Annotated in this window: 17 protein-coding genes; 15 read left to right on the forward strand and 2 right to left on the reverse strand. The window is 66.3% G+C overall.

Translation table 11 applies throughout. The features are described from left to right. From rpsB to rlmN, 9 genes are all read left to right on the forward strand, one after another. Nucleotides 1-1,120 (forward strand): 30S ribosomal protein S2 (rpsB, locus tag WKF39_RS15215; RefSeq protein WP_340389927.1); only part of this gene is annotated, 1,120 nt, incomplete at its 5' end. Nucleotides 1,121-1,158: 38 nt separating this feature from the next. After that, complete coding sequence (gene tsf, locus WKF39_RS15220) at nt 1,159-1,980, forward strand: translation elongation factor Ts (RefSeq protein ID WP_340389929.1); 822 nt, start codon at nt 1,159-1,161, stop codon at nt 1,978-1,980. Nucleotides 1,981-2,014: 34 nt separating this feature from the next. Continuing rightward, nucleotides 2,015-2,770, forward strand: a complete 756-nt coding sequence (gene pyrH, locus WKF39_RS15225; protein WP_340389931.1) for a UMP kinase — start codon at nt 2,015-2,017, stop codon at nt 2,768-2,770. Between the two features lie 36 nt (nt 2,771-2,806). After that, nucleotides 2,807-3,361, forward strand: coding sequence for a ribosome recycling factor (frr, locus tag WKF39_RS15230; protein WP_340390003.1), 555 nt, complete (start codon nt 2,807-2,809; stop codon nt 3,359-3,361). After that, nucleotides 3,351-4,217: a phosphatidate cytidylyltransferase gene (locus WKF39_RS15235; protein ID WP_340389933.1), complete on the forward strand. Its 867-nt coding sequence runs from the start codon at nt 3,351-3,353 to the stop codon at nt 4,215-4,217. Before frr ends, WKF39_RS15235 begins: the two co-directional genes overlap by 11 nt. Before the next feature lie 16 nt (nt 4,218-4,233). Then, entirely contained in the window at nt 4,234-6,693 is a 2,460-nt protein-coding gene (locus WKF39_RS15240; RefSeq protein WP_340389935.1) for a circularly permuted type 2 ATP-grasp protein, read from the forward strand. Continuing rightward, entirely contained in the window at nt 6,690-7,565 is an 876-nt protein-coding gene (locus tag WKF39_RS15245) for a transglutaminase family protein (protein WP_340389937.1), read from the forward strand. Before WKF39_RS15240 ends, WKF39_RS15245 begins: the two co-directional genes overlap by 4 nt. 29 nt (nt 7,566-7,594) lie before the next feature. Then, the gene (locus WKF39_RS15250; protein WP_340389939.1) at nt 7,595-8,578 is read left to right on the forward strand and encodes a putative zinc-binding metallopeptidase; all 984 of its coding nucleotides are present in this window, start codon (nt 7,595-7,597) and stop codon (nt 8,576-8,578) included. 44 nt (nt 8,579-8,622) lie between these two features. After that, a complete protein-coding gene (gene rlmN, locus WKF39_RS15255; RefSeq protein ID WP_340389941.1) occupies nt 8,623-9,753 on the forward strand; it encodes a 23S rRNA (adenine(2503)-C(2))-methyltransferase RlmN in 1,131 nt (376 codons plus the stop codon). Nucleotides 9,754-9,769: 16 nt separating this feature from the next. Here the strand turns inward: rlmN and WKF39_RS15260 are convergent, their stop codons facing one another. Then, nucleotides 9,770-11,482 carry a TIGR03767 family metallophosphoesterase gene (locus WKF39_RS15260; RefSeq protein WP_340389943.1) on the reverse strand — a complete coding sequence of 571 codons (1,713 nt, stop codon included), beginning with the start codon at nt 11,480-11,482 and terminating at the stop codon, nt 9,770-9,772. 118 nt (nt 11,483-11,600) lie between these two features. Here WKF39_RS15260 and WKF39_RS15265 point away from each other — a divergent pair, with 118 nt between their 5' ends. Then, entirely contained in the window at nt 11,601-12,320 is a 720-nt protein-coding gene (locus WKF39_RS15265) for an enoyl-CoA hydratase (protein WP_340389945.1), read from the forward strand. Continuing rightward, nucleotides 12,320-12,769 carry an AMP-binding protein gene (locus tag WKF39_RS15270; RefSeq protein WP_340389947.1) on the forward strand — a complete coding sequence of 150 codons (450 nt, stop codon included), beginning with the start codon at nt 12,320-12,322 and terminating at the stop codon, nt 12,767-12,769. The genes WKF39_RS15265 and WKF39_RS15270 overlap by 1 nt, the downstream gene beginning before the upstream one ends. 69 nt (nt 12,770-12,838) lie before the next feature. Here WKF39_RS15270 and WKF39_RS15275 read toward each other — a convergent pair whose 3' ends face one another. Further along, nucleotides 12,839-13,318, reverse strand: coding sequence for an Lrp/AsnC family transcriptional regulator (locus tag WKF39_RS15275; protein WP_340389949.1), 480 nt, complete (start codon nt 13,316-13,318; stop codon nt 12,839-12,841). 156 nt (nt 13,319-13,474) lie between these two features. Between WKF39_RS15275 and WKF39_RS15280 the strand changes: the two genes are divergently transcribed. Genes WKF39_RS15280 through WKF39_RS15295 form a run of 4 tightly spaced genes read left to right on the forward strand, consistent with a single transcriptional unit; the run spans nt 13,475 to nt 17,481 of the window. Further along, nucleotides 13,475-14,635 carry a spermidine/putrescine ABC transporter substrate-binding protein gene (locus WKF39_RS15280; RefSeq protein WP_340389951.1) on the forward strand — a complete coding sequence of 387 codons (1,161 nt, stop codon included), beginning with the start codon at nt 13,475-13,477 and terminating at the stop codon, nt 14,633-14,635. Beyond that, nucleotides 14,628-15,782, forward strand: coding sequence for an ABC transporter ATP-binding protein (locus WKF39_RS15285; RefSeq protein WP_340389953.1), 1,155 nt, complete (start codon nt 14,628-14,630; stop codon nt 15,780-15,782). Before WKF39_RS15280 ends, WKF39_RS15285 begins: the two co-directional genes overlap by 8 nt. A 2-nt stretch (nt 15,783-15,784) precedes the next feature. Next, on the forward strand, nt 15,785-16,663 hold the full coding sequence (locus tag WKF39_RS15290; RefSeq protein WP_340389955.1) for an ABC transporter permease: 879 nt from the start codon (nt 15,785-15,787) through the stop codon (nt 16,661-16,663). Beyond that, complete coding sequence (locus WKF39_RS15295) at nt 16,660-17,481, forward strand: ABC transporter permease (RefSeq protein WP_340389956.1); 822 nt, start codon at nt 16,660-16,662, stop codon at nt 17,479-17,481. Before WKF39_RS15290 ends, WKF39_RS15295 begins: the two co-directional genes overlap by 4 nt. The last annotated feature ends 132 nt before the right edge of the window (nt 17,482-17,613 follow it).

Here is a 17,613-nt window from a genome sequence, read left to right on the forward strand (position 1 = left end):
GAAGCGCTTCATCTTCACCGAGCGCAACGGCATCTACATCATCGACCTGCAGCAGTCGCTCGCCTACATCGATGCCGGCTACGAGTTCGTCAAGAACACCGTCGCCCGCGGCGGCACGATCCTGTTCGTCGGCACCAAGCGCCAGGCGCAGGAGCCGATCGAGGAGCAGGCCAAGCGCGTCGGTATGCCCTTCGTCAACCAGCGTTGGCTCGGCGGCATGCTCACCAACTTCCAGACGATGCACCAGCGGCTCCAGCGCATGAAGGAGCTCGAGGAGATCGACTTCGACGACGTCGCGGGATCCAACCGCACGAAGAAGGAGCTCCTGGGGATGAGCCGGGAGTATGCGAAGCTCTCGCGCACTCTCGGTGGTATCCGTGACATGGGCCGTACGCCGTCCGCCGTCTGGATCGTCGACACCAAGAAGGAGCACCTCGCGGTCGACGAGGCCAAGAAGCTCGGTATCCCGATCATCGCGATCCTCGACACCAACTGCGATCCTGATGACGTCGACTTCCCGATCCCGGGCAACGATGACGCCATCCGCTCGGTCGGCCTGCTGACCCGAGTCATCGCCGACGCCGTCGCCGAGGGCCTCATCGCCCGCGGTGGCAGCAAGACCGGCGATGAGGAGCCCGGCGCTGAGCTCGGCGCCGAGGAGCCCCTGGCTGACTGGGAGCGCGAGCTGCTGGAGACCAAGGCTGCTGAGGCTGCCGCAGTCGAGGCGCCCGCGACCGGTGACGCTGAGAAGCAGGTTGAGGCTCCGGCTGACGCCAAGGTCGAGGCTCCGGCTGACGCCAAGGTTGAGGCTCCGGCTGACGCCAAGGTTGAGGCTCCGGCCGACGCCAAGGTCGAGGCTCCGGCCGCGGAAGAGGCAGCTCCGGCCAAGAAGGCCCCCGCCAAGAAGGCGCCGGCTGCCAAGAAGGCCGCCGCTGATGAGGCTCCGGCCGAGAAGGCTCCGGCCGAGAAGGCTCCCGCCAAGAAGGCGCCGGCTGCCAAGAAGGCCGCCGCTGACGAGGCTCCGGCTGACGAGGCCCCGGCTACCGAGAAGGCGGCAGCTGATGAGGCTCCCGCCGAGAAGGCGCCGGCTGCCAAGAAGGCCGCCGCCACCTCCGAGTGACCAGCTGACCACCAGTCAAGACGCAGAAGGAACCACACATGGCTATCACCGCCACAGAGGTCAAGAAGCTCCGCGACGCGACCGGCGCCGGGATGATGGACGCCAAGAAGGCGCTCACCGAGGCTGACGGCGACTTCGAAAAGGCGATCGAGGTGCTCCGCATCTCGGGCGCCGCTAAAGCCGCCAAGCGCGGCGCCGAGCGCAATGCAACGGCCGGACTCGTCGCCAACTACGGCAGCGCGATCGTCGAGCTCAACTCCGAGACCGACTTCGTCGCCAAGAACGATCAGTTCGTCGAGCTCGCCGAAGAGCTCGCTGTCCTGGCCGACAAGGTCAAGCCGGCCGACGCGACGCAGTTCGCAGCGACGACGCTCGACAACGGCAAGACCGTGTCCGAGGCCGTCGCCGATCTCGCCGTGCTGATCGGCGAGAAGATCGAGCTCGGCCGAGTGGCCAGCTTCGATGGCAATGTCGCGACCTACATGCACCGTCGCGCCAGCGACCTGCCGCCCGCCGTCGGCGTGCTGGTGGAGTTCGAGGGTGACGAGGCCGGTCACGACGTGGCGCGTGGAGTCGCGATGCAGATCGCGGCCATGCGCCCTCGCTACCTGACGCGCGACGAGGTGCCAGCGGACGTCGTCGCCAAGGAGCGCGAGATCGCCGAAGCCACCGCCCGCGAAGAGGGCAAGCCCGAGCAGGCCATCGCCAAGATCACGGAGGGACGCCTCAACGGGTTCTTCAAGGACACGGTCCTGCTCGATCAGGCCTCGGTCCAGGACAACAAGAAGACCGTCAAGGCACTCCTCGATGAGGCAGGCGTGACGCTCAAGCGTTTCGCGCACATCGAGATCGGCGCCTGACTCCCGCTCGTACGACCAACATCGGAGGCCGAAAGTGGACACTGACACCGCTCAGGACGTCGACGGCCCGGCCTCCGGTCATGGTCTCAAGCGAGTGCTGCTGAAGCTGTCGGGCGAGGTCTTCGGTGGCGGCAAGATCGGCATCGATCCCGACGTCGTCAACGGCATCGCCGTCCAGATCGCTGAAGCGGTTGCCGAGGGCGTCGAGGTCGCGATCGTGGTCGGCGGCGGCAACTTCTTCCGCGGAGCCGAGCTCAGCCAACGCGGCATGGACCGCTCGCGCGCCGACTACATCGGCATGCTGGGCACGGTCATGAACTGCCTCGCACTGCAGGACTTCTGCGAGAAGCAGGGCATCGAGACGCGGGTCCAGTCCGCCATCACGATGGGCCAGGTCGCCGAGCCCTACATCCCGCGTCGGGCGATCCGTCACCTCGAGAAGGGGCGCGTCGTGATCTTCGGCGCCGGCGCCGGTATGCCCTACTTCTCCACCGACACGGTCTCGGCGCAGCGCGCGCTGGAGATCGGCGCCGACGCGGTGCTGATGTCCAAGAGCGGAGTCGATGGCGTCTACTCGGCCGACCCGCGGACGGATCCGACTGCCAAGAAGTTCGACGAGATCACCTTCGACGACGCCTTGCGCCTTGGGCTCAAGGTTGTCGACGCGGCCGCCTTCGCCCTGTGCATGGAGAACAAGCTGCCGATGATCGTGTTCGGAATGGAGGGCGAGGGCAACATCGCCCGCGTCCTCCGTGGTGAGAAGATCGGAACGCTGGTCCACGCCGCCTAGGCGTCGGACCGAACAGAACCGGATGGAGACATCGTGATTGACCAGACCCTGCGTGACGCCGACAGCAAGATGGCCAAGGCCGTCGAGCACACCCGCGAGGAGTTTGCCGCGATCCGCACAGGCCGTGCGCACCCGGCGATGTTCGCCCAGATCACCGCCGATTACTACGGGCAGGCGACGCCGCTCAACCAGCTCGCCGGGTTCCAGGTTCCCGAGCCCCGGACCGTCATCATCCAGCCGTACGACGCCGGTGCCAAGCCCGCGATCGAGAAGGCCATCCGCGAGTCCGATCTCGGCGTCAACCCCAGCGACGACGGCAAGGTCCTTCGCGTGACGCTGCCCGAGCTGACCGAGGACCGTCGCAAGGAATACATCAAGCTCGCGAAGTCCAAGGCCGAGGAAGGTCGCGTCTCGGTGCGCAACCTGCGTCGCGGTGCCAAGCAGGCGCTCGACAAGGCGGAGAAGGACTCAGAGATCAGCAAGGATGAGAATGTCGGCGCGGAGAAGCGCCTTGACGGACTCACCAAGAAGTACGTCGACACCGTCGATGAGCTGCTCAAGAACAAAGAGGCAGAGCTCCTTGACATCTGAGTCTCCCGCCGAGACCCCCGAGACCCCCGCAGCCGCAGAGAAGACCAGCCGGGCCGGCCGCAACCTGCCGGCTTCGATCGCGGTGGGCGTCGGGCTGGTCGCGATGGTCCTGGCGACGCTGTTCATCCAGAAAGAAGTCTTCATCGGGGTGATCGCGATCGCGCTGGCGATCGGACTGTTCGAGCTGTCCCGCGCCTTCTCGACCGCCCGGATCAAGATCCCCGTGGTGCCGGTCTTGACCGGTGGCACGATCATGCTGGTCGGCAGCTACCTGGGCGGTATGGAGACCGCCTCCATCGCGTTGGCGTTGACCGTCATCGGCACGTTGGTCTGGAGGTTGTCCGACGGCGCCGAAGGCTTCGTCCGCGACAGCAGCGCTGGTGTCTTCGTGCTCGGCTACCTCTACCTCATGGGCTCATTCGTGATCCTCATGCTGGTCGAGGATGACGGCCCGTGGCGCGTTGTCGCGTTCATCGTGGCGACGATCGCCTCCGACATCGGCGGCTATATCGCAGGGGTCCTGTTCGGCAAGCACCCGATGGCACCCACGATCAGCCCCAAGAAGTCCTGGGAGGGCTTCACCGGATCGCTGATCTTCGGCGTCGGTGCGGGCATTGTCACCATCACGTATGCGCTCGACGGCGACTGGTGGGTCGGCATCATCCTGGGCATCGCCGGTGTCGTCTTCGCGACGCTCGGCGACCTGTCCGAGTCGCTCATCAAGCGTGACCTGGGCATCAAGGACATGGGTGACCTGTTGCCGGGACACGGGGGTCTCATGGACCGACTCGACTCGTTGATCGCCGTCGCGCCGATCGCCTGGTTGATCCTGCACACCCTGGTCCCGGTCAGCTAGCCGATCGGGCAGATCCATGACGGCTCTGCGGGACTACTCCGCCGCGGTCACGCAGCCCACGCTCACCGGCGGGCCGGCCCGCTACGACGAAGTGGTCGCTCCTGACGGGAGCCTGCGGGTCGGATGGAGGCTGCTCGCCGAGCAGGCCATCCAGCTGACCGACAGCGACTTGCGCCGGGTCGGCAGCGACATCGAGCGTTTCCTTGCCGATGACGGCGTGACGTACACACCTCCGGAGGAAGAGCCGGGTCCGTGGCGCCTCGATCCGTTCCCGCTCATCATCGATGCCGCCGAGTGGGCGCCGCTGGAGGTCGGGCTTGCGCAGCGCGCAGAGCTGCTCAACGCGATCCTCGTCGATCTCTACGGTCCGCAGCGGCTGCTGTCCTCGGGTGTTCTGCCGTCCTCGCTCATCTTCGGACATCAGGGTTTCCTTCGGGTGGCCGCGCGAGCGTCGGCGAGCGATGCCCGGCCGTTGTTGCTGGCCGCTGCCGATCTGGGACGCAACGCCGCAGGTGAGTGGCAGGTCCTCGCCGACCGTGCGCAGGCGCCGTCAGGGATCGGCTTCGCGATGGAGAACCGCCGGGTGATCTCCCGCGTCATGCCCGAGCTCTATCGTCAGGCCGCACTGCACCGCATGGCCCCGTTCTTCCAGGCGTTGCGATCGACACTGATCGACTCGGCGCCGGGCGACAGCCCCAACCCCCGGGTGGTGGTCCTCTCGCCGGGGACGCACTCCGAGACCTCGTACGATCAGGCGTTCGTCGCGACGAGCCTGGGCTTCCCGCTCGTCGAGGGCAGCGACCTGGTGATGCGCGAGGGTGCGGTGTGGATGCGGGTGTTCGGCCGCCTCGAGCGAGTCGACGTCATCTTGCGGCGGGTCGATGCGGCATGGAGCGATGCGCTCGAGCTGCGCAAGAACTCGCAGCTCGGTGTCGCCGGTCTGTCCGAGGCGGTTCGCCGCGGCTCCGTGCGGGTCGTCAACGGGCTCGGTGCGGGCGTCCTCGAGAACCCGGCTCTCCTGCCGTTCATGTCGGCGATGTGCGAGATGCTGCTCGACGAGCCGCTCCGACTGCCATCCGTGCAGACCTACTGGACCGGCGACGACCGGTCGCGGGCCTATGTGCTGGACAACCTGGACAGTCTCGTCGTGCGCTCGATCGACGACCCAGTCGAGGGCGCGGCCCCGTCCCGCGACCAGCTCCAGGCCAGGATCTCGGCCGAACCGCACCGCTACGTCGGGCAGGAACCCCTGATGCTCTCGCAGTCGCCGACCCTCGGCGCAGGTGGCCTGCGTCCGCAGACGCTGACGTTGCGGACGTTCACGCTGCGATACGGCTCGACCTATCGGCCGCTCGTCGGCGGTCTGGCCCATGTCTTCGAGGCCGGCCGGCCGACATCCAGCAAGGACGTCTGGGTGCTCAAGGACAGGCCGGAGGACCCCGACCAGGGCCTGACCGACGTGCTGCCACTGACCAACGTACGTGCGTCTGCGGCAATGATGCCGCGGGTGCTCGAGGACATGTTCTGGTTCGGGCGCTATGCCGAGCGCGCCGAGGACATGTTGCGACTGGTGCTCACTGCGCACGCGATCGCAGAGGACTTCCGGTCCCGACCGCAGACCGCCGGTGGCGCGAGTCTCGCGGTGCTGATGCGCGCCATCTCGGGTCTCAGCCGGTCGTCGTTCGGGTCTGATCAGCTCGATGAGAACTTCCGCTCGATCCTGCTCGACGTCCGGCGCTCCGGCTCGGTCGCACAGTCGGTCACCGCCCTGCGAGAGGCGGCCCAGAGCGTGCGAGACCAGCTCTCGCCCGACACCTGGCTGGCATTCAGCTCGACTGATCGTGCCTCATCGGCGTTAGAGGCCTATCACTACAGCCATCAGGTCGCCGAGAGCGCGGGCAGGATGCTGACGGGGATCCTGTCGCTGCAAGGCATGACGGCCAACATGATCCGCGATCCTGGCTGGCGGATGATCGGCGCCGGTCGCGCGATCGAGCGCGGGCTGCAGCTGTGCCACCTGCTGAGGTCGACCACGACGGTCCGCCGCGGCATCGATGCCGATCGCGACCTGCACCTTGCCGTGCTGTCAGCGGCCGAGAGCACCGTGACGCATCGGCGTCGTTATCAGGGCTATGTGCGCCTGGCGGGCGTGCTGGACCTGCTGCTGGTCGATCCGGACAACCCCCGCTCGTTGGCGTTCGGCATCGGCGAGATGCGCGAGCATCTCGCGGAGATGCCCGGGTCGACCGGCTCGACCCGGCCGGAGCGGCTCCTCGATGATCTCGCCGATGAGCTCGACCGGGCCGACATCGTGGCCTTGACCGCGATCGAGGGCGAGAACCGGCCCAACCTTGCGCGCTTCCTCGACGGATACGCAGCACAGCTGAGCCGACTCGCCGACGCGGTCGGCGAGCTGCATTTTGCCGCCGCGCCCATCCCTCGCTCATTCGGCTTCGCGACGGCGGTCCAGGAATGAACCGGTATCGCGTCTCGCACCGCACGACCTACTCCTACGACGAGGACGTCAGCGACAGCCTCGGAATCGCCTACCTCGTCCCACGGGAGCTGCCGTGGCAGCACGTCGTCTCCCACGAGCTGAGCCTCGACCCCTCGACCGAGGACTGCACCGGGGACCTCGACTTCTACGGCAACACCTCCACCTATTTCCAGGTCACGTCCCCACATCAGGTGCTCGACATCTTGGCGACGAGCGAGGTCGAGACCGAGCCACCCAGCCATGACGAGCACACACTCGACACGCCCTGGGAGTCCGCCCGGCCGCAGCGACGTGCCGACGTCGCGGACGCGTGGCAGGCGCAGGACTTCGCGCTGGCCTCGGCCCTGGCCGACCAGACCACCGAGGCACACGCGTACGCCGCGCAGTCGCTGCAATCCGGCCGCCCGGTGGGGGAGGCGGTCACCGACCTGATGCACCGCATCCACGCCGACTTCGCCTATGACAAGGCCTCGACGACTGTCACCACCACGATCGACGACATCTTCGCCCAGCGGGCCGGGGTCTGCCAGGACTTCGCGCACCTGACCCTCGCCTGCCTGCGGTCCCACGGCCTCGCGGTCCGCTATGTCAGCGGCTACCTCGCCACGAGGCCGCCACCGGGCAAGGAGCGGATCGTCGGTGCTGACGCAACGCACGCCTGGGCCGCGGTGTGGATCCCTGACGGTGGCTGGCTCGCGCTGGACCCGACCAACGACCAGTGGGTCAACGACCGTTACGTCACTGTCGCGTGGGGGCGCGACTATGCCGACGTGGCCCCGGTCAAGGGGGTCATTTTCACCGAGGCCAAGAAGTCCTCCCTCAAGGTCGAGGTGGATGTGGCGCCCATCTGACCGGCCCGGGCGCCTGACAGTATTGCCCGGTGAAGTCCTTCTCCTGCCGAATATGCGGCAATCCCCTCTACTTCGGCAACTCGGTCTGCTTCTCGTGCGGCTCACGTCTGGGTTTCTCCCGCGAGGACAAGGCGATCGTCCCGGTCGACGAGCACGGTCAGCACGTGGACATTCACAGCAGGGTGTGGCACGTCTGCTCCAACGCAGCCCTTTCCGGCTGCACCTGGCTGACCAATGTTCCAGGCGGCACATGTTTCAGCTGCGGCCTGACCCGTGCCCGGCCTTCGGACGATGACGTCAAGGGCCTGTCGGAGTACCCGATTGCCGAGGGTGCCAAGCGCCGGCTCATCGTCGAGCTGGACGACCTCGGATTCCCGATTCGTACGCGCCAGGAGGATCCCGAGACCGGTCTGGCATTCGACCTGCTCTCGAGCGTCTCGGAACGGGTCACGACAGGGCACGCCGATGGTGTCATCACGCTCGACCTCGCCGAGGGCAATGACGTGCACCGCGAGCGGCTTCGGGTGTCGATGGACGAGCCCTACCGCACGATGCTGGGCCACTTCCGTCACGAGATCGGCCACTTCTACTGGCAGCAGCTGGTCACGGGCGACCTGCTCACGGAGTTCCGAGAGCTGTTCGGCGATGAGAGCGCAAGCTATGCCGACGCCATGCAACGCCACTACGGCGAGGGCGCTCGGACGGACTGGCAATCGCACTACATCAGCCAGTACGCCACGATGCACCCCTGGGAGGACTTCGCCGAGACATTCGCCCACTACCTGCACATCTGCGACACCGTGGAGACCGCCTCTGCCTACGGCCTTGCCACCGTGGCCGCACCCAAGCAGTTCTTCTCATTCCGCGATCTGGTTTCGGGGGTCTGGGTGCCACTCAGCATCGCGCTCAACCAGATCAACCGGAGCATGGGCAAGGGTCCGCTCTATCCGTTCGTCATCCCCGGCCCGGTCCTCGACAAGCTCGAGTTCGTCGCCCGGCTCACCCGGGTCTGACGCCGCGATTTCAGCGCTCGGCTGCCGAATGAGAGAATGGGATGGTGTCTGAGTCCCCGAAGAACCTCCCGCTCGTGTTCGAGCAGCCCCGGGGACGCAAGAAGCCTCCCCGGCACCTCGCCGACCTGAGCGCCGAGGAGCGTACGGCTGTCGCCGAGACGCTGGGCGAGCCGGCATTCCGGGTCAAGCAGGTCGCCAATCACTACTACGCCCGGCTCGAGCGTGACCCGGCCAACATGACCGACCTCCCGGCAACGAGCCGGGATCGCATCGTCGCCGAGCTGTTGCCGACGCTGCTCAACCCGGTGCGCACGCTCGAGGCCGACAAGGGGACGACGCGCAAGACCCTGTGGCGGCTGTTCGACGGCGCACTCGTCGAGTCGGTCCTGATGCGCTATGCCGACCGCGCGACGATCTGCGTCTCGAGCCAGGCCGGCTGCGGCATGGCCTGCCCGTTCTGCGCTACCGGCCAGGGCGGCCTCGAGCGCAACATGAGCGCCGCCGAGATCGTCGACCAGGTCGTTGACGGAGCGCACGCGATGGCCAGCGGCAAGGTCGCCGGTGGTCCCGGCCGGCTGTCCAATGTCGTCTTCATGGGCATGGGCGAGCCGATGGCCAACTACAAGGCCGTGATCGGCGCCGTGCGCCGGATGGTCGCGCCGGCACCCGACGGGCTCGGGATGTCGGCCCGCAACATCACCGTCAGCACCGTCGGGCTCGTCCCGCGGATGAGACAGCTCGCGGACGAGGGCATCCCCGTCACCCTGGCATTGTCCTTGCACGCACCCGACGACGAGCTGCGCAACGAGCTCGTCCCGATCAACACCCGCTGGTCGGTGCACGAGGCCGTGGAAGCGGCGTGGGACTACGCCCGCAAGACCAAGCGGCGCGTCTCGATCGAGTACGCCATGATCAAGGACATCAACGACCAGGCGTGGCGGGCCGACCTGCTCGGCGACGTGCTGCAGTCATATGGCGACTGGGGGTGGGTCCACGTCAACCTGATCCCGCTCAATCCGACACCGGGCTCCAAGTGGACGGCCTCACGGCCCGAGGACGAGCGTGAGTTCGTGCGACGACTGATCGCCAAGGGCGTACCGACCACGGTCCGCGACACGCGAGGCAGCGACATCGACGGAGCCTGCGGGCAGCTGGCCGCCGCCGACCTCGTCTGACGCCTGCCCGCGAGTCTCAGGCCAGCGGGTTCTTGAGCAGCAGCTCGGTGTTGCGGTCGTCGAGCGACCCTTCCTGGGCGGAGTCGCGCTGTTGCGGGTCGTTGGCCGACAGCTCCCGCCCCAGCGAGGCGAGGCGCACCGAGTCGACGAGCGATCCACCGTGCGATGCCGGAGCCGCGTGGTCGACCATCGTGGTGAAGATCGACAGCGTGCCGTCGCGGTTGTCGACGAGCTCGATGAGCCTCGACTGCTGCGGGAAGTCGACGTGGGAAGCGCTGTTGATCTCCCAGAAGCCGCTCTGACCGCTCACGCTGGGGTGCGCCGTGACCTCGTTGCGATGGGTGTGGCCGTTGACCCACGCAACGACATTCTTGCTGGCCAGCAGCGTGGCGACGACCTGATCGCCCAGCACGCGCGGGTTGAGGTCGAGACCCGTGACGACGAGCGGGTTGGTCATCGTCTTGGAGGTGTGGTGGCTGAACACGAAGACGTACTTGTCCGTCGAGGCGGCCAGGAGCTGCGTGAGCCACAGGTGCTGCGGTTGGTCGATCGAGCCGTCGGCATAGCCGTTGGGATTGACGCTGTCGAGCACGACGCACCGGACGCTGCCCCGGTCGAAGGAGTAGTACGCGGTCTTCTGCGCGCGGTTCGTGGAGGTGAAACCGTGGCCGACGGGCGACCCGGTGGTCTTGAAGTGCTCTTCGACAACCTGCCCGCGGGTCAGGGTGCGGCGCTGCGGATCCGCGCTGACGATTGTCGCGGAGGTCAGTGTCGCGGCGCCGAACAGGACCGTGGGGTCGGCCGTCGCGAGGCTCGAGATGACATCGGCCTGGGACAGCCCGGGCGGTAGCGCGGTGGCCTTCAGCGAGCCGGTCGCCAGCACCGTCAGCGGCAGCGTGCTCGGGAAGTTGCCCTGCACGAGGCCGTCGTGGTTGCCGAACACCGAGTACCACGGGATGCCGAGGCCCTGGGGTTGGAATGAACGGCGGGAGGCATTGAGCATTCCGGTCTTGCGGGGAAATCCGAACCGGGAGACGTAGAAGTCCTCAGGGACGCCGGTCTTGGGACCTTCGGGGTGGTAGTAGTGCGGATCCCAGTTGGTGTTGTCGGAGACGCCTTCGTACTTCGTCTTGTTGCCGGAGTCGGGGACGACGCGTTTGCCGTCGAGGATGTCGATGTTCCACCGCACCTCGTTGTACTGGCAGTTGTCAGAGTTGTCGCCGGTCTGGATCGCGAATGCGAGCTTCTGCCCAGTCACCGGCCCCCGCCCGACCCGATTGACCGCCCGCACCATGGAGTCGGCGATGTGCGGCGTCAACATCTCCTGCGGCCGGTACGCCGATGAGAGGAGCCCGCCGAGCGTCGGGGATCCGTCGTACGAGTCGTCGAATCGGTCAATGTACTCGGCACGTGCGGGCGACTGTGCATCGATGATGTGCACATCGGTCAGGTGGGCGAAGCTCAGGACGACAGCTCGCGTGGTCTCGCGACCGGTTCCCGCCGCCGTGCCGAGGTCAGTGCGGACGGTGTGCGGTTCGCCGCCGGTCGAGACGAGCGTGGCGTAGCCGCCGGCGCCGGCGGACCCACGAGCCAGGCAGCTGTCGAGGGTTGTGTACTGCGGCGCGACGACGCCCGGAGCCGCCCAGGCCGTGAGGGGGCGCAGTCCGACGGCTGCCGCACCGCCCATGACGGCACTGGACTGGATCAGGGCGCGGCGGGAGATCGTCATGCTGGATCAACGAGCCTGAGCGTGTGAGGTTACTCACAAGTCATATGTTGTCATCGGGCCGGGTCGGATGGTGTCCGATTGCGGCAGATAGCGTGGTCGCGACCCTCGAAGGAGACCCATGCTCGGTGTGACCACGGATGGCGCAGTCACCGTCCTCGAACTCCAGCGCGAGGACCGGCGCAATGCGTTGAACCTTGAGCTCTGCCGCGCGATCCACGCAGCGGTGGACAAGGCAGTCGACGGGGGAGCGCGCGCGATCGTGATCACGGGTCAGGGCAGCGCGTTCTGCGCCGGCGCTGATCTCGGCGGTGTCTACGGACCGGAGTTCCTCGAAGCGCTCTACGGCATGCTGCACCACCTCACGGAGCTCCCTGTCCCGATCATTGCGGCGGTCAACGGCCCAGCGATCGGTGCCGGCACCCAGCTCGCGATGGCGTGCGACCTGCGAGTAGCCGACACCACCGCGAAGTTCGCCGTCCCGACCGCCCGCAACGGCATGGCTGTCGACGCCTGGACCATCCGCACGCTCAAGGAGCTCGCCGGTGCCGGGCCCGCACGACGGCTGATGCTTGCGGCCGAGTCGCTCGACACGGACGAGGCGATCGCATGTGGCCTCGCCGATCGCGCCGGGACGCCTCAGCATGCGATCGAGTGGGCGCACGAGCTCGCGCAGCTCGCGCCGATGACGCTGGCACACAACAAGCTGGTGCTCAACGGATCGCCTGCGGACGACGCGGCGATCGAGGCGAGCTTTGCCTCGGTCTGGGCGAGCAGCGACGTGAAGGAGGCTGCGCAGGCACGCCTCGACAAGCGCGCCCCGGTCTTCGAGGGGCGATGATGACGAGCTTGGTCTTTCGTGTCCTCGACGCGCAGGTGGTCGGCGGCCTCGCCGACGAGATCGCCGTCAGCGACGGGCGCGGCACGATGTCGTACGCCCAGCTGCTCCACGAGTCCGCCTCGCTGGCGGCGGGTCTGCGTCACATGGGGATCGTCGCCGGCACCCACGTGGTGATCGACCTGCCTCCCGGGCGCGACCGGGTTGCCGCGGTCCTCGCCTGCGCCCGGATCACCGCCGTGCCGCACACCACGGGAGACTTCCGTCTCAAGGGCACGCCGCCGGTGCTCCACGCCCCCGACACAGAGGTCACGTGGGACGTGCTGATCAAGGCCGGTCGGACCGAGCCCGCCAGTGCGCCCGAGAGCGATCCTGACGGCTATGACGAAATGGTGCGCGAGACGTACGAGGACATCTTCTCGACGCTTGCCGCGGGCGGCACCATCACGTAGTGACCATGGGTCGAGCCAGCGCAGCGAGTGCAGACAAACCCCCGAGCGGCGACGAAGGAGCCGCGCGTCTCACCTGACGCCCCAGGCATAGGTCTGCTTCTCCAGGCGCAGGTAGACGAATGTCTCGGTCGTCACGACCCGGTCGAGAACGCTGATCCGCCCCGACACGATCTCGAGCAGCTCGTCATCGCTCCCTGCGACGATCTCGGCGAGGATGTCGAAGCGGCCCGTCGTGATCACGATGTAGTCGAGCTGCTCCATCACCGCCAGCTCCTGGGCGACCTCTCGCACGTTGCCGCTGACCTTGATCCCGATCATGGCCTGCCTGGCGAAGCCCATCTGCATCGGATCGGTGACCGCCACGACCTGCATGACACCGCTCTCGATGAGCTTCTGCACACGATGTCGCACCGCGGCCTCGGAGAGGCTGACCTCCTTGGCGATGGCCGAGTAGGAAAGCCGGCCGTCTCCCTGCAGGAGCTCGATGATCCGCTTGGCGGTCTCGTCCAGGTTCTGGCCACGTGTTGTCGTCGACTTGGGTTCGGTCACGAGCGACATCATGCCGTACTCCGGCACTGAAAGCATCGAATTGCCGGGGGGAACTTGACGCTTTCCGGACCGAAACATGTTTGTTACGCCGGATTCCCTTGTGGTCAGCCCAAAATCTTGCGAAGATTCGTGGTCATGGACAGAAATGAGGGTGTTATGGCGCAGCTCGACAGGCGGACGTTGCTTCGAGGCGTGGGTGGACTGGCAGTCGCTGGCACCGGCGCGATGGCTCTGGGTGCCTGTGGCACGTCAGGCAGCAAGCAGAATGCGGAGGAGTGCGTGGCGAAGGACGTCTCCGGCACCGAGAAGAAGCTCATCGTCTCCAACTGGCCGGAGTACATCGACGAGGACGATGGTTCTTATGTCTCGACACTCGCCGCGTTCGAGAAGGCCACCGGCATCAAGGTCGACTACACGGCTGACGTCAACGACAACAACGAGTTCTACGCCAAGGTGAAGAACCAGCTCGGCTCGTGCTCGTCGACCAAGCGCGACATGTTCATGCTGACGGACTGGATGGCGACGCGCATGATCCAGTCCGGTTGGATCCAAAAGCTCGACAAGTCCAAGGTGCCCAACCTCGACGCCAACATCATCGACAGCCTCGCCAACGTCGGCTGGGACAAGAAGCGTGAATACTCCGCCCCGTGGCAGAGCGGGCTCACGGGCATCGCCTACAACAAGTCGAAGGTCAAGGAGATCCGCTCGTTCGAGGAGCTGCTCACCCGGCCCGACCTCAAGGGACGCATCTCCCTGCTCTCGGAGATGAACGACACGATGGGCCTGACACTCCTGACCAATGGGGCCGATCCGGCGAAGTTCACCGACGATGAGTGGCAGGCCGCCATCGACAAGGTCACGAAGGCGCGCAGCGACGGACAGGTTCGTGCCTTCACCGGCAACGAGTACATCCAGGATCTCGCCTCGGGCAATGTCGTCGCATGCGAGGCATGGTCAGGCGACGTCGCGGCGGCCGAGGACGAGAACATCGTCTTCGTGACGCCCGAGGAGGGTCACATGATCTGGGCCGACAACATGCTCGTGCCCAACCTCTCGACCCACCAGAGCAATGCCGAGAAGTGGATCAACTACTACTACCAGCCCGAGGTCGCCGCCAAGCTCGCCGCGTACGTCTACTACATCTGCCCCGTCAAGGGTGCGCAGGAGGCGATGGAGAAGATCGACCCTGAACTGGTGACCAACGAGCTGATCTTCCCGACGTCGAAGACGCTCGACGTGACGCACAACTTCATGAGCCTCGACAGCAAGAAGGAGCGCCAGTACAACGGCGACTTCGCCAAGGTCATCGGTGGCTAGGGCCGCAGAGACCACGTCCGACATCGCTGAGGCTGGCGGGCCACGTCCGCTCCAGCTCACGGCGCTCACCAAGGAGTTTGCAGCCTTCACGGCGGTCGACTCGCTGGACCTGGAGATCCCGCAGGGCTCCTTCTTCGCACTCCTGGGTCCCTCCGGGTGCGGCAAGACCACGACCCTGCGGATGGTTGCCGGCCTCGAGACGCCGACGTCCGGGACGATCCACCTGGGCGACCGGGAGATCACGTACGACAAGCCGTACAAGCGCCCCGTCAACACGGTGTTCCAGAACTACGCGCTCTTCCCGCACCTCGACATCTCCAAGAACGTGGCATTCGGGCTGCAGCGCCGCGGCATCAAGGATGTCAAGAAGCAGGTCGCCGACATGCTCGAGCTCGTGGAGCTCACGTCGCAGGCCCACAAGAAGCCGGCCCAGATGTCCGGGGGTCAGCAGCAGCGCGTGGCACTGGCCAGGGCCCTGATCAACAAGCCCGAGGTGCTCCTGCTGGACGAGCCGCTCGGCGCCCTCGACCTCAAGCTGCGCCGTGGCATGCAGATCGAGCTCAAGCGCATCCAGACCGAGGTCGGCCTCACGTTCGTGCACGTCACGCACGACCAGGAGGAGGCCATGACGATGGCCGACACCATCGCGGTCATGAACCACGGTGTCATCGAGCAGATGGGGGCGCCGAACGACCTCTACGAGAACCCCCGAACGACGTTCGTTGCCAACTTCCTCGGCCAGTCGAACCTGATCGCTGGCGAGATCGAGGGTCGTGAGGGTGACCACGTGAAGGTCAGGGTCCAGGGGGCTCTCGCCTCGGTCCCCGGCGACCGCGCGCACGCCGATTCCGGCCAAGGCTGGCTCGGGATCCGTCCCGAGAAGGTGCTGATCGCCGAGTCGGGGGAGACGATCGACGCGCCAGGCGAGACCATCACCGGCGGCTACGTCACCGACGTGAGCTTCGTCGGCGTCAGCACCCAGTACATGGTGCGGATGCCATGGGGCCAGACGCTGATGGTGTTCGAACAGAACACCGGCTCGCGACGGATGCTCGCGGTCGGCACGAAGGTTGACGTGTCATGGCGCCCGGAGTACGCGTTCCTGCTCGATGCGAGCCAGGACGCGCACGCCGGGATGGAGGACTGAGCGTGGCGACCCTCGACGACGTCGCGCCCGGCACCCGTTCGAAGCGAAAGCTGACCGGCTACTGGTTGATCCTGCCCGGCGCGATCTGGCTCGGCCTGTTCTTCGTCGTGCCGTTCTTCACGCTGATCTCGACGAGCCTCTACGACCCGACCGGCTCGGTCGAGACCGGCTATTCGGTGACGTGGCACGTCCAGAACTTCGCCGATGCGTTCAGTCAGTACAAGGGCTCACTGTGGCGGTCGCTGTGGTACGCCGGGGTCGCCACGGTGTTGTGCCTCGTGATCGGCTACGTCCTCGCCTATGCGATCGCGTTCAAGGCCGGACGCTGGAAGAACCTGCTCCTGATCCTGGTGATCGCGCCGTTCTTCACCAGCTTCCTGCTGCGGACGCTGTCCTGGAAGCTGCTGCTTGCTGATGACGGATTCGTGGTCGACGCTTTGCAGACGGTGCACCTGCTCGGCCCGGACGACCGGCTGCTGAACACCCCGTTCGCCGTCATCGCCGGCCTGACCTACAACTTCCTGCCGTTCATGGTGCTGCCGCTCTACGCGAGCCTGGAGAAGATCGACGTCCGACTGATCGAGGCGTCGAGCGACCTCTACGCCTCTGCGGCGAAAGGCTTCTTCAAGGTCACCTGGCCCTTGTCCCTTCCCGGGGTCGTGGCCGGGACCCTGCTGACGTTCATCCCCGCTGCGGGCGACTTCATCAACGCCGAGCTGCTCGGCAGTCCCAACGAGCGGATGGTGGGCAACAACATCCAGTCGTTGTTCGACATCGGCGACTACGCGGCCGCCGGCGCCCTGTCAGTCATCCTCATGGCGATCATCGTCGCCCTGGTGCTGGTCTGGGTCCGTACGTCCGGCACGGAGGAGCTCGTATGACCGGAGTGCTGAAGATCCGTCGTTGGGTGGGCGAGCACGTCGTGATGGGGCTGGGCCTGCTCGTGCTGGCCTACACGTTCGTCCCGATCGCGGTCGTGGCGCTGATGTCGTTCAACGACAGCAGCAGCTCGCGCAACGTCTACCGTTTCCAGGAGTTCACGACCAGCAACTACACAGATGCGTGCGGGCCCGACGGGCTGTGCTCTTCGGTCATGCTGAGCATCTGGATCTCGCTGGGAGCGACTCTGCTCGCCACGATCTTGGGGACGCTGGCGGCCTTTGCGCTGGTCCGGCACCGGTTCAAGGGACGCTCGGCGGCCAACTTGATCATCTTCCTTCCGATGGCGTCGCCGGAGATCGTGATGGGCTCGTCGTTGCTGGCGTTGTTCGTGTCGTCCGGACTCAGTGGACAGCTGGGCTTTTGGACAGTCCTCGTCGCGCATGTCATGTTCTGCCTGTCGTTCGTCATCGTGACGGTCAAGGCGCGGCTCGGTGGTCTCGACGACAACCTCGAGCAGGCGGCGATGGACCTCTACGCGACCGAGGCGCAGACCTTTCGCCGGGTCACCTTCCCGCTGGTGCTGCCCGGCATCATCGCCGCGGCGCTGCTGAGCTTTTCCCTGTCATTCGACGACTTCATCATCACCAACCTCAACTCCGGCCAGGAGGTGACGTTCCCGATGTACGTCTGGGGGGCGGCTCAGCGCGGTGTGCCCATGCAGGTCAATGTGATCGGCACGGCGATGTTCGTCATCTCGATCGCCATAGTCCTGGCGGTCGAGCTCAACCGTCGGCGCCAGGAAAAGGCCCTCACCTAACCCTCACGGTTTACCACGGTCCCTAAGCAAAGGTCGTCCGCCCCGGGGAAATATCCCTAGGGCGGACGACCTTTGCAGTGGGGGGACCTCGGCGACGAACGGTTTCCGTAGGGACCGTGGTAAACCGTCAGG

This window comes from Aeromicrobium sp. (assembly GCF_037719875.1).
GTDB lineage: Bacteria > Actinomycetota > Actinomycetes > Propionibacteriales > Nocardioidaceae > Aeromicrobium.

Bases quoted from the DNA above. Each gene is read 5' to 3' on its own strand.
- WKF39_RS15280 (WP_340389951.1), top strand. From the start codon at position 13,475: ATGGCGCAGCTCGACAGGCGGACGTTGCTTCGAGGCGTGGGTGGACTG.
- WKF39_RS15240 (WP_340389935.1), top strand. From the start codon at position 4,234: ATGACGGCTCTGCGGGACTACTCCGCCGCGGTCACGCAGCCCACGCTC.
- tsf (WP_340389929.1), top strand. From the start codon at position 1,159: ATGGCTATCACCGCCACAGAGGTCAAGAAGCTCCGCGACGCGACCGGC.
- WKF39_RS15260 (WP_340389943.1), bottom strand. From the start codon at position 11,482: ATGACGATCTCCCGCCGCGCCCTGATCCAGTCCAGTGCCGTCATGGGC.
- WKF39_RS15295 (WP_340389956.1), top strand. From the start codon at position 16,660: ATGACCGGAGTGCTGAAGATCCGTCGTTGGGTGGGCGAGCACGTCGTG.
- WKF39_RS15270 (WP_340389947.1), top strand. From the start codon at position 12,320: ATGACGAGCTTGGTCTTTCGTGTCCTCGACGCGCAGGTGGTCGGCGGC.
- WKF39_RS15245 (WP_340389937.1), top strand. From the start codon at position 6,690: ATGAACCGGTATCGCGTCTCGCACCGCACGACCTACTCCTACGACGAG.
- WKF39_RS15265 (WP_340389945.1), top strand. From the start codon at position 11,601: ATGCTCGGTGTGACCACGGATGGCGCAGTCACCGTCCTCGAACTCCAG.